At 54.4% G+C, this 17,693-nt stretch carries 14 protein-coding genes and 1 tRNA gene; 7 read left to right on the top strand and 8 right to left on the bottom strand.

Annotation, left to right across the window (positions count from 1 at the left end; translation table 11 throughout):
* Nucleotides 1-101: 101 nt before the first annotated feature.
* Together map and EBAPG3_RS03270 are read left to right on the top strand one after the other, a co-directional pair.
* Nucleotides 102-902, top strand: coding sequence for a type I methionyl aminopeptidase (gene map, locus EBAPG3_RS03275; protein ID WP_040852650.1), 801 nt, complete (start codon nt 102-104; stop codon nt 900-902).
* 5 nt (nt 903-907) lie between these two features.
* Nucleotides 908-3,550, top strand: coding sequence for a [protein-PII] uridylyltransferase (locus EBAPG3_RS03270; RefSeq protein WP_004178830.1), 2,643 nt, complete (start codon nt 908-910; stop codon nt 3,548-3,550).
* 22 nt (nt 3,551-3,572) lie between these two features.
* Here EBAPG3_RS03270 and EBAPG3_RS03265 read toward each other — a convergent pair whose 3' ends face one another.
* Together EBAPG3_RS03265 and metE are read right to left on the bottom strand one after the other, a co-directional pair.
* Nucleotides 3,573-4,313, bottom strand: coding sequence for a 4-aminobenzoate synthase (locus tag EBAPG3_RS03265; protein WP_085921903.1), 741 nt, complete (start codon nt 4,311-4,313; stop codon nt 3,573-3,575).
* On the bottom strand, nt 4,310-6,616 hold the full coding sequence (gene metE / locus EBAPG3_RS03260) for a 5-methyltetrahydropteroyltriglutamate--homocysteine S-methyltransferase (protein WP_004178730.1): 2,307 nt from the start codon (nt 6,614-6,616) through the stop codon (nt 4,310-4,312). Before metE ends, EBAPG3_RS03265 begins: the two co-directional genes overlap by 4 nt.
* 123 nt (nt 6,617-6,739) lie before the next feature.
* Between metE and EBAPG3_RS03255 the strand changes: the two genes are divergently transcribed.
* Entirely contained in the window at nt 6,740-7,654 is a 915-nt protein-coding gene (locus tag EBAPG3_RS03255; protein ID WP_040852630.1) for a LysR family transcriptional regulator, read from the top strand.
* Nucleotides 7,655-7,780: 126 nt separating this feature from the next.
* On the opposite strand, the gene EBAPG3_RS03250 is transcribed toward EBAPG3_RS03255, so the two are convergent.
* Complete coding sequence (locus EBAPG3_RS03250; RefSeq protein ID WP_085922077.1) at nt 7,781-8,524, bottom strand: 4-aminobenzoate synthase; 744 nt, start codon at nt 8,522-8,524, stop codon at nt 7,781-7,783.
* 211 nt (nt 8,525-8,735) lie between these two features.
* On the opposite strand from EBAPG3_RS03250, the gene EBAPG3_RS03245 reads away from it, so the two are divergent.
* On the top strand, nt 8,736-9,158 hold the full coding sequence (locus EBAPG3_RS03245; protein ID WP_004180489.1) for a YqaA family protein: 423 nt from the start codon (nt 8,736-8,738) through the stop codon (nt 9,156-9,158).
* 117 nt (nt 9,159-9,275) lie between these two features.
* Here EBAPG3_RS03245 and grxD read toward each other — a convergent pair whose 3' ends face one another.
* From grxD to hemA, 4 genes are all read right to left on the bottom strand, one after another.
* Nucleotides 9,276-9,584: a Grx4 family monothiol glutaredoxin gene (gene grxD, locus EBAPG3_RS03240; RefSeq protein WP_004180485.1), complete on the bottom strand. Its 309-nt coding sequence runs from the start codon at nt 9,582-9,584 to the stop codon at nt 9,276-9,278.
* Nucleotides 9,585-9,687: 103 nt separating this feature from the next.
* Entirely contained in the window at nt 9,688-10,548 is an 861-nt protein-coding gene (prmC, locus tag EBAPG3_RS03235; protein WP_004180484.1) for a peptide chain release factor N(5)-glutamine methyltransferase, read from the bottom strand.
* A 49-nt stretch (nt 10,549-10,597) separates the two neighbouring features.
* Nucleotides 10,598-11,674 carry a peptide chain release factor 1 gene (prfA, locus tag EBAPG3_RS03230; RefSeq protein WP_004180483.1) on the bottom strand — a complete coding sequence of 359 codons (1,077 nt, stop codon included), beginning with the start codon at nt 11,672-11,674 and terminating at the stop codon, nt 10,598-10,600.
* Nucleotides 11,671-12,924: a glutamyl-tRNA reductase gene (gene hemA, locus EBAPG3_RS03225; protein ID WP_004180481.1), complete on the bottom strand. Its 1,254-nt coding sequence runs from the start codon at nt 12,922-12,924 to the stop codon at nt 11,671-11,673. The genes prfA and hemA overlap by 4 nt, the downstream gene beginning before the upstream one ends.
* Nucleotides 12,925-13,348: 424 nt before the next feature.
* Between hemA and epsA the strand changes: the two genes are divergently transcribed.
* Nucleotides 13,349-14,152, top strand: a complete 804-nt coding sequence (gene epsA / locus EBAPG3_RS03220; protein WP_004180468.1) for an XrtB/PEP-CTERM-associated transcriptional regulator EpsA — start codon at nt 13,349-13,351, stop codon at nt 14,150-14,152.
* 301 nt (nt 14,153-14,453) lie between these two features.
* Nucleotides 14,454-15,512, top strand: coding sequence for an acyltransferase family protein (locus tag EBAPG3_RS03215; protein ID WP_004180467.1), 1,059 nt, complete (start codon nt 14,454-14,456; stop codon nt 15,510-15,512).
* Nucleotides 15,513-16,097: 585 nt separating this feature from the next.
* On the opposite strand, the gene EBAPG3_RS03210 is transcribed toward EBAPG3_RS03215, so the two are convergent.
* Nucleotides 16,098-16,173, bottom strand: a tRNA-Phe gene (locus tag EBAPG3_RS03210).
* Between the two features lie 494 nt (nt 16,174-16,667).
* Between EBAPG3_RS03210 and EBAPG3_RS03200 the strand changes: the two genes are divergently transcribed.
* On the top strand, nt 16,668-17,678 hold the full coding sequence (locus EBAPG3_RS03200) for a bifunctional riboflavin kinase/FAD synthetase (protein ID WP_004180465.1): 1,011 nt from the start codon (nt 16,668-16,670) through the stop codon (nt 17,676-17,678).
* Nucleotides 17,679-17,693: the final 15 nt, after the last annotated feature.

Below are 17,693 nucleotides of genomic sequence, written 5' to 3'. Positions count from 1 at the left end.
TTTTCCCCAGCCTGTTACTGCCGGTTGCCACGCGATACCGCCCTTGCGATGCATTCATTCAACCGCCATCATACGTTTTTATTCACTCATCGGAAGGAACCATGACTGTACCTCTCAAATCCCCGCAAGAAATAGAGAAAATGCGTATAGCGGGCAGGCTGGCGTCGGAGGTGCTTGATTACATAACCCCCTTTGTCAAGCCGGGGGTCACGACTAATGAACTCGATACCTTATGCCATGATTACATGGTCAATGTGCAGCATACCGTTCCTGCTCCGCTCAATTACGCACCGCCGGGATATTCGCCTTATCCAAAATCCATCTGTACCTCGGTCAATCATCAGGTGTGTCACGGTGTGCCGGGAGAGAAAAAACTGAAGTCCGGGGATATCGTCAATATTGATGTTACCGTCATCAAGGATGGGTATCATGGCGATACCAGCCGCATGTACTACGCCGGCGAACCAGGGATCCAGGCCAGGCGCTTGTGCGAAATCACGTATGAATCCATGTGGCGTGGGATCGAAGAAGTCAAGGCAGGAAAACATCTGGGGGATATCGGCCATGCCATCCAGCATTTCGCCGAGAGTCACGGATGCAGCGTGGTGAGGGAATTCTGTGGCCATGGGATCGGCACAAAATTTCATGAAGACCCTCAGGTACTCCACTATGGCCGGGCCGGTACCGGACTGCAACTCAAAACGGGGATGATTTTTACAATCGAGCCGATGATCAATGCAGGAAAAGCTGCCATACGCCAAATGGCCGATGGTTGGACCATTGTCACCAAGGATCACAGCCTGTCGGCGCAATGGGAGCATACCGTGCTGGTCACCGAAACCGGATACGAAGTGCTGACCCTGTCCGCGGGTTCGCCACAGAAACCCGCTTTCCGTTCCTGAGGGTTATGAAACCCCTCGGTGCCGGCTCACCGCGGAATTCTTTCAACATCGAAGCAGGCAAGAAAGCGCTTCTTCAGGGCCGCGAAGCATTGCGCCAGCGCTATTACACAAACAGGAATGGCGCAGCCCTGCTGCGCGGCCATTGCCGTCTGGTGGACGACGTTCTGCGTCAGGTCTGGCGCGAGATGGGCATGCCCACTTCCATCGCGCTGCTGGCAGTTGGCGGTTACGGGCGCCGGCAACTTTTTCCCTGTTCCGATATCGATCTGCTGGTACTGCTTCCCGCAGGGGGAGGCCGATCCGGGGCGGTGGACGATACTATCAAATCCCGGCTGGAACACTGGGTAAGAATATTATGGGATATCGGGCTGGAGGTTGGACATAGCGTCCGCACACTCGCTGAATGCGCGGAAGAAGCGGGCAAGGATATCACGGTGCAAACCAGCCTGCTGGAAGCGCGTCTGCTTGCCGGGCACCGCCCGCTTTTCGTTGAATTTTCGCGAGCCATGCAGGCGATGCTTGAACCGCGCGCATTTTTTATCGCCAAGCAGCTTGAGCAACATCAGCGTCACGGCAGATATCACGATGCCACCCACAACCTTGAACCCAATATAAAGGAAAGTCCCGGCGGGCTTCGGGATTTACAGAATATTCTGTGGGTCAGCCGTGCCGCGAACCTGGGAAAATCCTGGCCGGATCTTGCCAAGAGCGGGCTCATTACGCAGCGGGAGGCCCGCCTCACCCGGCTTCATCAAACTATCCTGCATAACCTGCGCATTCGCCTGCACTATCTCGCGGGAAGACGCGAAGATCGCTTGCTGTTCGATTATCAGGCTTCCCTTGCTGAAGAATTCGACATAATCGGCAAACCGCTGCGTCGTGCGAGTGAAATACTGATGCAACGCTACTATCGCGCCGCCAATGCGGTGACACAGATCAATACCATCCTGTTACCCACCCTACGCACGGAAATTTTCCCTGTTACGGATACGGTGCCGGTTCTCATCAACGAACGTTTTCAGAAGCGCGGCGAATTGCTTGAGGCCCGCGATGAGGATATCTTCCGGCAGGACCCGGGCACGATCCTGGAGAGCACGCTGTTGTTGCAACAGTATCCTGAATTAAAGGAACGCAGCGCAGCGACGCTGAGAGCAATGTGGCGGGCCACGCCTCTCATCAATGCGGCCTTCCGGCGCAATCCGCGCAATCGCGCCCTGTTCATGCAAATCCTGCGTCAGCCGAGGGGGCTGACACGCGAGCTCCGCCTCATGAATCGCTATGGCATCCTTGGGCGCTATATCCCGGCGTTTGGACGCATTGTCGGCCAGATGCAGCATGACCTGTTTCATGTTTATACGGTAGACGAACATATCCTGATGGTAGTGAGAAACCTGCGCCGTTTCAGGGCGCCGGAATTCACCCATGAATATCCGCTCTGCAGCCGGCTCATCGGCGAATTCGAGCGCCCGGAGGTGCTCTATCTGGCGGGGCTGTTCCATGACATTGCCAAGGGACGCAACGGAGATCACTCGGTGCTTGGCAAAGCTGATGCCCGGCAGTTCTGCGAACGGCACGGGATGCCGGCGGAAGATACGGACCTGGTTGCATGGCTGGTGGAGAATCATCTGGTTATGTCGATGACGGCCCAGAAGAAAGACATATCCGATGCGGGTGTGATTGGGGATTTCGCTAAACGCGTCCGGGACGAACGCCATCTCATCGCACTTTATCTGCTCACTGTTGCGGATATTCGAGGCACCAGTCCAAAGGTATGGAATGCCTGGAAGGGCAAGCTGCTGGAAGATTTGTTCTGGATAACGCGGCGGTATCTTTACGGCGAGTCAATCCACGCGGATGGTACACTAAAAAAACGCAGGGACAAGGCATTGGAATTGCTGCAGCATGCCGGTATTCCCGCCAGCGCGCATGAGCGCCTGTGGTCGGAGCTCGATCCCACCTATTTGCTGCTGCACGATCCACAGGAAATCGCCTGGCATACGCGTCACTTGAGCCACCGGGTGAAATCCCCCGTGCCGGTGGTCAAGGCGCGCATCGCCCCTGCTGGAACAGGCATTCAGGTGCTGGTCTACGCGTCTGACCAGAAGGATTTGTTCGCGCGCATCTGCGGTTTTTTTGATGGCCTGGATTACAACATAGTCGAGGCCAGAATTCATACCACCCGCGACGGCTATGCGCTTGACAGCTTCCTGGTGCTGGATCCCTTCAATGCGGTGGAACGTCAGCGTGACGTGATCGCTATCGTGGAACATGAACTGGCGCAACAATTGGAACAGCAAGTCCCTTTAAAACAGCCGCTGCAAGGACGCCTGAGCCGTCATCTCAAGCATTTTCCGATTACGCCGGAAGTCGACATCGAACCTGACGAAAAAGGTATGTACCATGTTCTGTCGATTGTAGCGGGAGATCAGCCGGGGCTGCTGACACGCATAGCGCAGGTATTGGTAAGCTGCGGTGTAAATGTGCACAGTGCCAGGATAAATACCCTGGGTGAACGTGCCGAAGACACGTTCCTGATCACGGGAGAGATACTGAATGAGACGCGAACCCTGATCCGCCTTGAGACCATGCTGCTGGAGGTACTGCGGACTTCAAGCGCGACCGCCGGCCCCGGAATGCCCCTTGCATGAGGCCGGCTTTAGGATATTTCTTTCAGTGCGCCGCAACCCTGCCGTCGCGTATGGCGAGATCCGGACAACAATTCTCGTAGATTCCGTCGAGAAATCCCCATAGCGCATCGCATGCCCGGGTGGTGGCCGCCAGCACTTCGGCCTGCTTTTCCGGCGTATCGGCAAAGCGCTCGATCAATGCCCATTCCGCTTGCGAGTGGTGCACGTCCGCTTCCTGGTGCACCGTGAAAAACTCGTAACTGTCCGGGTCATCCATTCCATAGAACTTTGCCAGCCCGTCAATTTTTACGGCCGCAATTGCCGGTACTTGCGATTCAAACGCGTGCATCGCCGCAAGTCCAGCATAAAACGGCTCGTTCAGGCAGATGTCCCGGTAGGTCGACACCAGCCTCGCGGTCCCCGGCAAGGCGGCGGCATTGGCCAGGCTCTTGTCGCTGGAACCCAGCGCCAGGGCGAAAGTCTTCCACAGGGCGGGATGGTTCTTTTCACCGTGCTCTTCGCTGATCAGATTCTTCAATACTTCCTGGCGCACGCTGATGTCGCCGCTGTGCGTTTCGCTATGATGATGCGGGGTATTGAAATGCACCGCGCTCAGATAGGTCGGCTCGGCCAGCACATTATGAAAATACTGCTCCGCGTAGTGGCGTAATTGCTCCTTCGATAGCTTGCCTTCGGTCCACGCCACATAAAAAGGATGCTTGAGCAGATGCCGCGCATCAATGATGGAGTCTATCCTTTGCTTAAGAGATATGGGGGTTGTCATGCTGACAGAGCTTCCGTTTGAAAAGTATTTATTTGGGCGCGCAGTTGCCGCGCGGCTTCGACCATGCGTTCGAGTGCAGTGACAACCTCCGGCCAGCTGCGTGTCTTCAGGCCACAATCAGGATTAACCCATAATTGTTTTGCATCGATCACCTGGCAGGCCTTCTCCAGTAATTCCAGCATCTCGCCGGTTTCGGGAATTCGTGGCGAATGAATATCGTACACGCCGGGCCCGATTTCATTGGGATACTTGAATTGACCGAATCCATCCAGCAACTCCATGCGTGAGCGCGAGGTTTCGATGGTAATGACGTCGGCGCCCATATCGGCGATTGCCGGCAGAATGTCGTTGAACTCGGAGTAGCACATATGAGTATGTATCTGTGTATCGTCCTTCACCCCGGAACTGGATACGCGGAAGGCTTCCACCGCCCACTTCAAGTATTCATTCCAGTCAGCTTTCTTGAGCGGCAGCCCTTCGCGAAAGGCCGGCTCGTCAATCTGGATAATACCGATTCCGGCGCGTTCAAGATCGGCGACCTCGTCACGGATGGCAAGGGCAAGTTGCAGCGCCGTAGTCGAGCGTGGTTGATCATCACGCACGAACGACCACATCAGCATGGTAATGGGTCCAGTCAGCATGCCTTTCACCGGCTTTGTGGTCAGACTCTGTGCGTATTGAATCCAATCCACGGTCATGGGTTCGGGGCGATAGATATCGCCATACAGAATTGGCGGCTTGACACAGCGCGAGCCGTAGCTCTGTACCCATCCATTCTCGGTAAAGGCGTAGCCGCATAATTGCTCGCCGAAATACTCCACCATATCGTTGCGCTCGGCTTCTCCGTGGACGAACACATCCAGTCCGATCTCTTCCTGTTTTCCTACTGCCAGCTGGATCTCCTTGCGCATCGCTTCCAGATACTTCAAATTAGTGAGTTCACCTTTTCTGAACGCGGCACGGGCTTGGCGAATCTCCGGTGTCTGCGGAAATGAACCAATCGTTGTGGTGGGCAAATCGGGAAGTTGAAAACGTTGCCGTTGCAACGCCTGCCGCACCGGGAACGGGCTCGTACGCCGACTGTCATTTCGCGTCAGGCGTTGCAGACGTTCCTGCATTACCGGATTGTGGTTGCGCGGTGACTCACGGCGCTCTTGTCTTGCTCTTGCAGAGGCATCCAGCTCATCACGTATGGCATTTTCTCCCTGGTTCAGCCCCTGTCCGAGGACCGATACCTCTTTTAGCTTCTGTACCGAGAACGCCAGCCAATTCTTTATCTCGCTATCCAGCCGGGTTTCCAGTTCGAGATCGACCGGACAATGCAGCAGCGAACAGCTGGGTGCAATCCACAACCGCTCGCCCAGGGTCGACTGCGCGCGCGACAAGGTCGCCAGCGCCTGTACCAGATCGGCGCGCCATACATTGCGCCCATCAATGATACCCAGCGACAGAACTTTGCTGGCCGGATAGCCTTCCAGAAAAACATCGAGCTGGTCCGGCGCGCGGCACAAATCAATATGCAAGCCATCCACCGGCAGTTTCTTCAAACGCGCAGCATGATTATCCACCGCCTCAAAATAAGTGGCCAGTAACAACTTCGGCAGTTTCGTTCCGGCCCCAGTCAGGGCGGCGTATGCCTGGTCCAGGCCATCCAGCCAGTCATCGTCCACATCGAGCGCCAGGAATGGTTCGTCGATCTGCACCCATTCCACGTCAAGCGATGCGAGCCGGGCCAGAATTTCACGATAAACCGGCAGCAGATGCGCCAACAGGTCGAGCCGGTTGAAGCCGGGCTCCGTTTCTTTGCCGAGATATAAATAGGTCAGCGGTCCGATCAATACCACCTTTGGCGAGATGCCCAGCACTCTGGCTTCCGTCACTTCCCGGAAGAGCTGGGACGATGCGATGCGGAATCTGGTGTGCGCATTGAATTCAGGGACGATGTAGTGATAGTTGGTATCAAACCATTTGGTCATCTCCATCGCCGGCTGACTCGCCGTTCCACGCGCCATTGCGAAATACAGATCCAGTCCGATTTCGTCATTGCCCGCGTTGAATCGCGCAGGCGCCGCGCCGAGCAGCGCTGTCATGTTCAGCATTTGATCGTAAAGTGCGAAATCACCGGCGGGAATCAGGTCAATACCCGCTTCACGCTGTACGATCCAATGGTGTTTCCGTAATTCGGCCGCTTTGATTTGCAGCTGTTGTTCGTCGATATCGCCACGCCAGCACGCCTCTAGCGTCTGTTTCAGCTCCCGGCGCGCGCCGATACGGGGGAAACCGAGATTATGTGTCAAAGCCATGATTGTTCCTCGTTCTGCTCAGCTTAGTTGCTGCAGGCACCCATTCTGTGGCAGACTACGCTATGAATCAAATGAAATGTTCTAAATATATTATGAATGGTATTCATATTTATATTCGAAACCATGCTTGAGCTACGCCACCTCCGCACGCTTGCGGCATTGCATGAAACCGGCAGCGTGTCGCGCGCCGCCAAGCGCGTGCATCTGACCCAGTCTGCGTTGTCTCATCAGATCAAGGCACTGCAAAGCCACTATGGCCTGCCGGTCATACAGCGCCGGGGGCAATCCATCGAGCTCACCGATGCTGGAAAACACCTGGTGGCGCTTGCCGGAAAGGTATTGGCGGAAATTCAGGGAACTGAACGGGATCTCGCTAAAATCTCGCAGCAGGCATCGGGAAGTTTGCGCATCGTACTGGAGTGTCACACCTGTTTTGATTGGCTGATGCCGCTCATGGATGAATTCCGCCAGCACTGGCCGGAGGTGGAACTGGATCTGGTTTCCGGATTTCATGCCGATCCCGTCAAGCTGCTGGAAGAAGGGGGTGCGGATGTGGTCATTGGATCGGAACACAAGCGGCAGCGGGGTATTGTCCATCACCCGCTGTTCCGTTTCGAGATTCTCGCAGTATTGGCACCGGAGCATCCCTTGCGCGCAAAGCGGATCCTGCATGCGGCGGACTTCGCCGATGTCACGCTTATTACCTATCCGGTGCCGGAAGATCGCATCGATCTGATTCTCAACGTTCTGAAACCCGCCGGTATCCAGCCACAGCGGCGCACAGCGGAACTGACCGTCGCCATCCTGCAACTGGTTGCCAGCCGCCGCGGTGTCGCCGCACTACCCAGCTGGGGTATCAAGAACTATGTTGATCACGACTATGTGATTGCCCGCCGCATTGGCGCCAATGGCCTATGGAGCGACCTGTATGCGTCAACACTCAAGGAAACGGCATCCCGCCCCTATCTGCGGGACTTCCTGACAACCGCAAGGAATACCTGCTTCACTACATTGGACGGAATTATCCCGCTGGAATGACGGTTTCACTGACCGGACAGCAATACACGAAGGAATCGGTAAAAACGGAAGGGGAAAAATCAGGGAAGATGATTACTCAAAACCGGTGAGCAAACGTCTTATCGTTTGCTCACCGTTAATGCTAGCTTAGTGTATCGTAACCGCAGCTTCTTCCTCGCAAGCCAGGTCTGAGCAGTAATTCTCGTAGATTCCGTCGAGAAATCCCCATAGCGCATCGCATGCCCGGGTGGTGGCCGCCAGCACTTCGGCCTGCTTTTCCGGCGTATCGGCAAAGCGCTCGATCAATGCCCATTCCGCTTGCGAGTGGTGCACGTCCGCTTCCTGGTGCACCGTGAAAAACTCGTAACTGTCCGGGTCATCCATTCCATAGAACTTTGCCAGCCCGTCAATTTTTACGGCCGCAATTGCCGGTACTTGCGATTCAAACGCGTGCATCGCCGCAAGTCCAGCATAAAACGGCTCGTTCAGGCAGATGTCCCGGTAGGTCGACACCAGCCTCGCGGTCCCCGGCAAGGCGGCGGCATTGGCCAGGCTCTTGTCGCTGGAACCCAGCGCCAGGGCGAAAGTCTTCCACAGGGCGGGATGGTTCTTTTCACCGTGCTCTTCGCTGATCAGATTCTTCAATACTTCCTGGCGCACGCTGATGTCGCCGCTGTGCGTTTCGCTATGATGATGCGGGGTATTGAAATGCACCGCGCTCAGATAGGTCGGCTCGGCCAGCACATTATGAAAATACTGCTCCGCGTAGTGGCGTAATTGCTCCTTCGATAGCTTGCCTTCGGTCCACGCCACATAAAAAGGATGCTTGAGCAGATGCCGCGCATCAATGATGGAGTCTATCCTTTGCTTAAGAGATACGTTGGTTGTCATGGTTTTCCTCTTCAACAGAGATGGGTAATCGAGCAGCATATCATCCCGAAATAATATCGTGAAGTCAAATTTGGCGACTAAATTACCGTTGCCATAAATTAGGCGCCAATATAGCCCTACCCGTAAAACCATTCCTTGCCGCATCCACTTGCGCCTTATTAACGGCTACACTGCTGTCTTTATCGGTTTTACCTGCCTTTGGATTACCTTTATGGATGAGCAATCCAGCCTGCTGGCGTTATTCACCAGCAGTTTTCTTGCCGCCACATTGCTCCCCGGTGGCTCGGAAGCAGTGCTATTCGGCGTTTTGACCGCCTATCCCGAGCTTTACTGGTCTGCCTTGGGGATCGCCTCGGTGGGCAATACCCTGGGCGGTATGAGTTCATACGCTATCGGGCTTCTCCTGCCTGATGAAAAAGCATTTCTGAAAAAATCCGGAGGGAATATGCGTGGACTGGCGTGGGTGCGTAACTATGGCAGTCCGGTACTCTTTCTGGCCTGGGTACCGATCATCGGCGATCTGTTGTGTGTCGCTGCGGGGTGGCTTCGGATCAACTGGATACTGGCAATGCTGTTCATGGCTGCCGGAAAGTTCGCGCGTTACTGGGCAATCGCGGCGGCCATGAGTCCCTAGCTCAATTGGCTGTTTGCCCGATAAAAAATCCGGCTGCTGACTTATCGGCCAGCTTATCGGTTCTCGCCGATTCTATCGGTCCTCTATCGATCCTTGCGCAAGATCAAACCATCTCCGTCATTTCTGAAGCAGCTTCTGCAGTTCACCGCTCTGGTACATTTCCGTCACGATGTCGGACCCACCGACAAACTCGCCGTTGATATAAAGCTGCGGAATGGTCGGCCAGCTTGAGTACTCCTTGATGCCCTGCCGGATTTCCGGTTCGGCAAGCACGTCCACCGCGAAAAGATTATCCACCCCGCACGCATTGAGGACTTTCACCGCATGGGCGGAGAAACCGCACTGGGGGGCTTGCGGCGTACCTTTCATGTAGAGCACCACGGGATGGGTGGTCACTTGCTGTTTGATGGTTTCTTGCGTATTCATGTCTGGCTCCTCGTCAATTTAATCAATCTGAAATCAGATTATGGGAAATGAAACTGTTTTTCAAGAGATAGGGTTCATTCATCTCGGTCAATATATCCCAACATCACATTCTAACAGCTTCTCGCGGGAAACTTCCAAGCCGTCCGCCACTGATCCGCATTATGCCTGCCAGATCAGGATGGGAAAACACCCCGCGGAAACCCGCTTTACCCAGCAGATGCCTGCATGCTTGCGCCTGATCATAGCCATGTTCGAACAGCAGCACACCGTCCGCAACCAGATAACGGGGAGCGGACGTGATGATGCAGCGAATGCAGTCAAGGCCGTCGCTACCTGCTTCTCCCGTGAGTGCCATGCGAGGCTCGAAGCGCAGGTCGCCCTGAGCGAGATGAGGGTCACCGCTGGCAATGTAGGGAGGATTGGAGACAATGAGATCGAATCTTTCCCCGGAAAGCCCACCAAACCAATCGGCTTCGATGATGCGCACATTGCTCACATTGAGCTGCCGGGCATTCATTTTGGCTACGGCCACGGCATCGGACGAGAAATCCACCGCCACGATATCGGCTAGCGGACGATGCCTGGCTAGGGTCAATGCGATGGCGCCACTTCCGGTCCCCAAGTCAAGAACCTTGCAAGGACGGTCCGGAGAAATCCGTTGCAACGCCAAATCCACCAGCAATTCGGTTTCGGGCCGGGGAATGAGTACCGCCGGCGTAACATTGAAATCCAGGCTGTAAAACTCACGTTTTCCCACAAGATAGGCGACCGGCTCGCCATGAACGCGCCGTGTCGTCAACAGGCAAAAAGATTGCGCTTGTTCCGCAGTAAGCTCTTGCTCGGGATGGGTGGCCAGATGGGCGGGGCTGACGCTGAGCACACTTTGCAGCAGCATCCGCGCGTCGGTATCGCCAATGTCCCGGCGCGCTTGGTGGAGCGCTTGCAATATGGTGATTTGCGGCATCGCGGGATTCAATAATCGCGCAAAAATGGGAGTTTAATACCGAGATCGCCTACTCGCCCATCGCCGCCAATTGCTCTGCCTGATGCTCGGACATGAGTGCTGAGCACAGTTCGCTCAAGTCTCCATCCATGATCTGCTCGATCTTGTAAAGCGTGAGATTGACTCGGTGATCGGTTATTCGGCCTTGCGGAAAGTTATAGGTACGAATGCGTCCCGCGCGGTCGCCGCTACCGATAAGCGATTTGCGGGTAGCCGCCTGTTTGCTCTGCTGTTCCTGCGTTTGCTTATCGCGGATGCGCGCGGCCAGAACGCTCATCGCCTGTGCCTTGTTCTTGTGCTGCGAGCGTCCATCCTGGCACTCGACCACGATACCGGTCGGCAAGTGGGTGATACGCACCGCGGAATCCGTCTTGTTGATATGCTGACCGCCCGCGCCGGAAGCGCGAAAGGTATCAATTCTTAATTCCGCCGGATTCAGCACCACATCCATGATTTCGTCCGCCTCGGGCATTACCGCGACGGTACAGGCGGACGTGTGAATACGACCCTGAGTCTCGGTAGCGGGCACACGTTGCACACGATGACCGCCTGATTCGAACTTGAGTTTGGAATAAGCGCCGTTACCGATGATCTTGGCGATGATTTCCTTGTACCCCCCCGCTTCGGACGGGCTTTGCGAAATAATTTCCACCTGCCAGCGCTGGCGCTCCGCGAAGCGCGCATACATGCGAAACAAATCACCCGCGAATAACGCGGATTCGTCCCCGCCTGTCCCGGCACGGATTTCGAGAAAAATACTGCGCTCGTCGTTGGGATCCTTGGGCAGTAGCTGTTTCTGCAATTCCGCCCCGATCTGCGTGAGCCTCTCCTTGCCCTCGCGCATTTCGGCGTCGGCAAACTCGCGCATTTCGGCGTCGCCGCACATCCCCTGCGCGGTTTGAATATCGCGCTCGCTCTGGAGATAGGCATTGTAAAGCTCCACTACAGGCGCGATCTCTGCCCGCTCACGCGTCAGTTTGCGATAATTATCGAGATTGGCGGTGATGGTTTCGCTGCTCAGCAGACGATTCAACTCCTCCAGGCGCACGCTGAGCTGCGTGAGCTTGGCAGCGATACTTTTATTCATTCTGGACGGTGGAGGTGGTACAGGCGGTTGATCAGATCGACGAGATCGTCACGTTCTTCCGCCGCGGCATGATTGAGCGCGTAAGAGGGAAGATGCAGAAATTTGTTGGTCAGGCCGTTGCTCAGGGATTCCATGATTTTCTGGGGATCTTCGCCCTTGGCCAGAAGCTTCCTGGCCCGCTCCAGCTCGTGGCGCCGATATCGTTCGGCCTGATCACGCAATGCGCGGATGGTGGGAACCAGCTCGCGCGACTCCAGCCAGTGCATGAAATTGATCACATTCGAGTCGATAATCGCCTCGGCTTGGGCTACCGCGCCTTGGCGTGAATCCAATCCTTCCTTGACGATGTCGGCAAGATCGTCCACGGAGTAGAGAAACACATCATCCAGTTCCGCCACTTCCGGCTCGACATCTCGCGGCACTGCCAGGTCCACCATAAAAATCGGGCGATGCTTGCGCGCCTTGATCGCACGCTCCACCATGCCCTTACCCAGTATGGGCAGCGTGCTCGCGGTACAGGTCACCACAATATCGTGCAATGCCAATTGTTCGGGAAGCTCATTCAGCGTAATCGCCTGCGCATTGAAACGATGCGCCAGAACCTGTGCGCGCTCACTGGTACGATTGGCGACGGTGATGCGCTTCGGATGACGCGCGGCGAAATGACTGGCGCATAGCTCGATCATTTCCCCCGCGCCGATAAACAATACGCGCTGCTCGCCGATGTCGCCAAAAATCCGCTCGGCCAGCCGCGTGGCGGCAGCAGCCATGGAGACAGAATTCGCGCCGATCTCGGTGGAGCTGCGAACTTCCTTGGCGACGAAGAAAGTACGCTGAAACAGCTTGTGCAACAACATCCCGAGCGTGCCGGCATGCTCGGCGGACTTTACCGCATTCTTTAATTGGCCGAGTATCTGCGGCTCGCCCAGCACCATGGAATCCAGTCCGCTGGCCACCCGAAAGGCATGCTTGACCGCTTTTTCACGAGGCAGCTTATAAAGATACGGTTCCAGTTCGCGTGCCTGCAAGTGGTGGAAATCCGCCAGCCAGTGCGTTGCCTCTTCCGGTTTGTCGGTGCTGCAATAAATCTCGGTGCGATTGCAGGTTGAAACGATCGCGGCCTCTCTTACCGGACGGTGGCCCACAAAATCCTGCAGCGCGCGCTCCATCGCATCTTCCGGAAATGAAACCTGCTCCCGGACATCCAGCGGCGCGGTCTGATGATTAATGCCAAAGGCAAATAGCTGCATGGAAGACAATGTAAGCAACCGGGAAGATTCTGAAAATCCGCTGATTATAGTATTACAAGCGTTTGAATACCATCAATTAGAAGGGTTTTTACGCAGAAGAGTTTCAGGTATGCAGAAAAATATGAGGCGCTAGATGGGGATATCACGCCTGGTTCGCGTCCTTGCCGCTCATTTCTCCATAGGGATGGCCTCGCGATTCCTGACATGCTTTTTCACGTGGGCCGTCATCGTTGTCGCCATTATTTACATATTCTCCAGACTCCCCTTTTCGCATCAGTTAAGTTACTGTTTACAATTAGAATCAATTGTGGGAACGAAACTTGCTTTCCCAAAGAAACGGTATCAAGCATGATGCTGGCGATACCACGCCGCAGGGGGTTACAAAGCCCCGCATCGGATATTGCCTGGCCACCACGCGTAAAGCATGACCTATAAAATGGATCAGCTCTCTACCTTATCCGCCGAGCATCTCGACCGTTACCACCGCATCATTACGGAAGCGATAGGCGTAAGCCGGCACAAGGAGTTGCTGGCATGGCTGCAAGGAGAATTGCAACACTATCTGCCGCATGAAATCCTGATTTCCGCATGGGGTGATTTCACATCAAAGTTGATTTGCTATGACATCGTTTCAGCATTGCCTGGAATCAGAACCGAATACTCCAATCCGCAAACACTCTCCCCGCTATTGCAAGGATTGTTTAATCGCTGGGTCGAACTGGGAAAATTACCCTATACACTCGGTGTCGGCGACTCCGGTTTCCTGCTGGAAGAAGGGGGCCTTTCGTGTCCCCTCGGCAAAGCATTACAAGGCATGCGAACTTTACTGGTACATGGCCTGATCGACGAAAGGTCAGACCAGGACTGCCTTTATATTATCTTCAGCTCGGAAAGAAAGCTTCACGACTCGCTTGGCGCAATGCAGATTCTTCTACCTTATCTTGACACGGCGTTAAGCCAGGTAACCCCCCTTGCCCATCCTGAGTTCAATGCGCCTGTATTGGCAGATCAACCGCAAGCTGGAGAATACTGGGGGTTGAGCAAGCGTGAAATAGAGATTATGAATTGGGTAAGGATAGGCAAAACCAACCTGGAAATTGCCAGTATTTTAGGTATAAGCGTATTTACGGTTAAAAATCACCTGCAGCATGTCTTCAAAGCACTCGATGTTGCCACTCGAATGCAAGCCGTTATAAAGATCGCACAGATCCGCAAGCGGGGTAGCTGAAGCCCGGTTTCAACAAATAATTAAAGCCCATTAATCAGTCAATAAAATTTTTCTACGGACTACAAAATTCTAATAGAATAACCACGCCCCAAAAGGGGACTAACGCTGTCGAGAAAAACCAGCTCCAAGCGAAAATCCGAGCCAATACCATGCCAAAGTCCTGTTTCTCCTTTCCCGGCCATGCATCGCGATGGGTCATAAGGAGCTCGGCATCTGTTCTGCAAATCTCATCCCATCCGCCACAAAATCTCTCTGATTAATTCCACGCAACATGCACGCTGACATTACGAGGATACCCCTTGTGGATGCCCTCAAGGCCATCGCCTGCATATTGATTGTGTTGCATCACCTGGCGGCCTATGGCCCCATGTCGGAGATAGCATATCCGCTGTTTCCTGGTTTGATCGATGGACTTTACGAATACGGAAGAATGGCTGTACAAGTATTTCTTGTCGTAGCGGGTTTTTTGTTTGCCGGGAAACATGCGCCGGGCGGTGAATTACTCGTGGCCCACCCCATTCAGGCCATCAAGCAACGCTACTTCAGACTGGTCGTGCCGTATCTCGCCGCCTTGATCCTGGCGATCGGATGTGCGGCCATCGCAAGAAGCTGGATGGTCCACGATTCCATCCCTCACGCGGCTGAACCCTTCCAGTTTCTGGCCCATGCATTTTTACTGCACGATTTGCTCGATCAGGAGGCGCTATCGGCAGGCGTCTGGTATGTAGCGATCGATTTCCAATTGTTCGCCGTTACCGTGATCCTGCTCTGGCTATCAAGACAAATCCAGCGCGGATACCCGAACCTGAAAGCAGCCGGTCTGGTTTTGATTACCGGCTTAACCTTAGCCTCGCTGTTTGTGTTTAACCGGGATACTTCCCTGGACGAAACCGCTTTCTATTTCTTTGGGTCATTCGGTCTCGGGATTCTGGTTTATTGGGCTTCGAGCAGGCAACAATCTCTCTGGCTCATGCTGCTGCTGGTTGTGATGATCGCGGCCGCCTTGCTGGTAGACTTCAGATCCCGCATTGCGATTGCGGGAATTGTAATGCTGACGTTGGGTCTTGCCAGGCAATATCGCTCCGTACTGCAAGATTTGCCTATACCGAATTTTCTAAGCACTCTCGGCCGTATTTCCTACTCCATATTCCTGGTTCACTTCCCCCTGTGCCTGATAGTCAACGCAACATTCTTTCGCCTTTTTCCGGATCAGCCTGTCACGAATGCATTCGGGATGATCCTGGCTTTAGGCGTCAGCATTCTGGGTGGCGCTCTATTTTTCAGATGGGTGGAGAGCGGCTGGAACAGGCCTGCTTATTTGTGGAGGAAGGGGAAAGAGGGGGGTGTTTCTGTGGGCTAGCCCGACGTAATCCCCAAGGAGATGAAGCAGGGGTTCTTATAGTTAATTGATTATTGGAAAGGGCATACTCGAATAACTCTTGAAAAGCCTAAGCAGATAACAGTTCTCAAACATAATATCCCCAAAAGCTTAATGCTAAGAGTCAAGTTTCTTTTGGAATTTAACGCAGGGTATGATTAGATTTTTCTTTATTGGCGCGAAGAAGACAGCGTGCAGACCAAGCGGCAGTATCAGAGGCTGATCGGAACGAGATAGAGCGCTTCAGTGGTTGCTCGAAAGCGTGCAATTGAAGCGGCATTGCTAAGGGGACCACAGAAATTACAACACACATCAAACAACAAGCCGTCACCAACGCCACAATGCTTTTACCAGTGTGGCAGAAGCGACCGGAAAACTCACGCAAGCAGAGGCAGACTGCTTCCTAATATGAAATTAGGAAACTTGTAATTACCCTATGTGGAACGCACGCGATTAAATACGGTGTTTAATTTTCAATTAAATACTAAATTCATAAATTAATCCGGGACTCGCGTTACCCCAATAAAATAAAAAAGGACTAGCGGTTAAGCTAATCCTTTGATTTATTGGTGGCCAAGGGCGGAATCGAACCACCGACACAAGGATTTTCAGTCCTCTGCTCTACCGACTGAGCTACTTGGCCATTTGAAACACATTTACTACTTTCCATTACAAGGATTTTAGCTCCGGCCGCCCGGTTGCACCGGACTTAACGTGCCCAAGGTCACGTTAGCCTTCACTCCAACAGATCTCGCCATGATACATGTCGAGACATGTTGCCAGTCCTCTGCTCTACCGACTGAGCTACTTGGCCATTTGAAACCTATTCATTCCGTGACATAAGGATATCAACTTCAGCAGCTAACGCATCCTCACAGTATGAAATTTACCTACCCGCCAGCGGGTACGATCATGCTTTTAGGAGTGCGCAATTCTAGCACAGCGCAAAACTCATTGGAACACAAGCGCACACCGCAGAACGGTCTGCCGAAGGACGCGAGCGCGACTGCGAACCTCCGCGCCGGTGTCGTTGGTCTCATCCACTTCCGAAAGAGCGCATCCGTTATTTATGTAAACACCGTATAGACCCGCTTGCCCGCGACAGGCTACAATTCAAGCTTTTAGCGGCATCGTGTCATGCGTGTTTCCCGAGGCATCCCCGTTCAAGCCGAAGCTCCCGTTGCGCTTACCATAGGCAATTTCGATGGGGTGCATCTGGGTCATCAGGCGATGCTCGTCCGTCTGAAGGAAGCGGCCAGCCGGCTCCATCTTGGTGCTTGTGTCATGATTTTCGAGCCGCATCCGCGCGAGTTTTTCGCGCCGGACCAAGCACCCACGCGGCTTACCAGTTTGCGCGAGAAGCTGGAGTTGCTGGCGGCGGCGGGCGTGGATCGGGTGCAGATATGCCGCTTCAATTTCGATTTCGCCAGGATCAGCGCGGAAGATTTCATTGTCCGCATCCTGCGGCGCGGGCTTGCCGTCAGGTGGATTCTGGTGGGCGATGATTTTCGCTTTGGCGCCCGCCGTGCCGGTGATTTCGCCATGCTGAAAGCTTTTTCCGACGAATGCGGTTTCGAGGTCGAAGAAATGCCCGCCTACGCCGTGGATGGTTTGCGAGTTTCGAGCACGGCGGTTCGGGAAGCATTGGCGGATGGCGATCTGGACCTTGTCAGGCGCCTGCTGGGGCGGTCCTATGGTATCAGCGGGCGGGTGGTGAGTGGCGACAGGCTTGGCAAGAAACTTGGCTTCCCCACGGCCAACATCCAGTTGAAGCACAACCGGCCTCCGCTGTCGGGTATTTTTGCGGTAGAAGTCGAAGTGGGTCCCCAAGGCGTAACAGCGTTGCCCTCGCCCAAGTCGATGCGGGCGATGCGAGGCGTAGCCAGCCTGGGTGTGCGTCCGACCGTGCATGAGAATGGCAAGCCGGTGCTGGAGGTCCACCTGTTCGATTTCGCTGAGGATATTTACGGCCGTCATTTGCGCGTGCATTTTCTGCGCAAGCTGCGGAATGAGGAAAAATATCCCGATCTGGAAACACTTACCCGGCAGATAGCGCGAGACGTTGAGCAGGCCAGGCACTACTTTGCTTCGGTCGCGCCGGCATTTTCTGCTGCCGTTGAAAAAAATCGCTTGCATAGATTGAACTGACGCCGCCTAAATTCC

The sequence above is a fragment of the Nitrosospira lacus genome (genome assembly GCF_000355765.4).
GTDB lineage: Bacteria > Pseudomonadota > Gammaproteobacteria > Burkholderiales > Nitrosomonadaceae > Nitrosospira > Nitrosospira lacus.
Note: the sequence above shows the minus strand (reverse complement) of the source record. Positions and strands in the feature narration are given on the sequence as shown.

Excerpts from the sequence above, each read along its gene's own strand:
- map (WP_040852650.1), top strand. The coding sequence starts at position 102 with ATGACTGTACCTCTCAAATCCCCGCAAGAAATAGAGAAAATGCGTATA.
- EBAPG3_RS03270 (WP_004178830.1), top strand. The coding sequence starts at position 908 with ATGAAACCCCTCGGTGCCGGCTCACCGCGGAATTCTTTCAACATCGAA.
- EBAPG3_RS03265 (WP_085921903.1), bottom strand. The coding sequence starts at position 4,313 with ATGACAACCCCCATATCTCTTAAGCAAAGGATAGACTCCATCATTGAT.
- metE (WP_004178730.1), bottom strand. The coding sequence starts at position 6,616 with ATGGCTTTGACACATAATCTCGGTTTCCCCCGTATCGGCGCGCGCCGG.
- EBAPG3_RS03255 (WP_040852630.1), top strand. The coding sequence starts at position 6,740 with ATGCTTGAGCTACGCCACCTCCGCACGCTTGCGGCATTGCATGAAACC.
- EBAPG3_RS03250 (WP_085922077.1), bottom strand. The coding sequence starts at position 8,524 with ATGACAACCAACGTATCTCTTAAGCAAAGGATAGACTCCATCATTGAT.
- EBAPG3_RS03245 (WP_004180489.1), top strand. The coding sequence starts at position 8,736 with ATGGATGAGCAATCCAGCCTGCTGGCGTTATTCACCAGCAGTTTTCTT.
- grxD (WP_004180485.1), bottom strand. The coding sequence starts at position 9,584 with ATGAATACGCAAGAAACCATCAAACAGCAAGTGACCACCCATCCCGTG.
- prmC (WP_004180484.1), bottom strand. The coding sequence starts at position 10,548 with ATGCCGCAAATCACCATATTGCAAGCGCTCCACCAAGCGCGCCGGGAC.
- prfA (WP_004180483.1), bottom strand. The coding sequence starts at position 11,674 with ATGAATAAAAGTATCGCTGCCAAGCTCACGCAGCTCAGCGTGCGCCTG.
- hemA (WP_004180481.1), bottom strand. The coding sequence starts at position 12,924 with ATGCAGCTATTTGCCTTTGGCATTAATCATCAGACCGCGCCGCTGGAT.
- epsA (WP_004180468.1), top strand. The coding sequence starts at position 13,349 with ATGACCTATAAAATGGATCAGCTCTCTACCTTATCCGCCGAGCATCTC.
- EBAPG3_RS03200 (WP_004180465.1), top strand. The coding sequence starts at position 16,668 with ATGCGTGTTTCCCGAGGCATCCCCGTTCAAGCCGAAGCTCCCGTTGCG.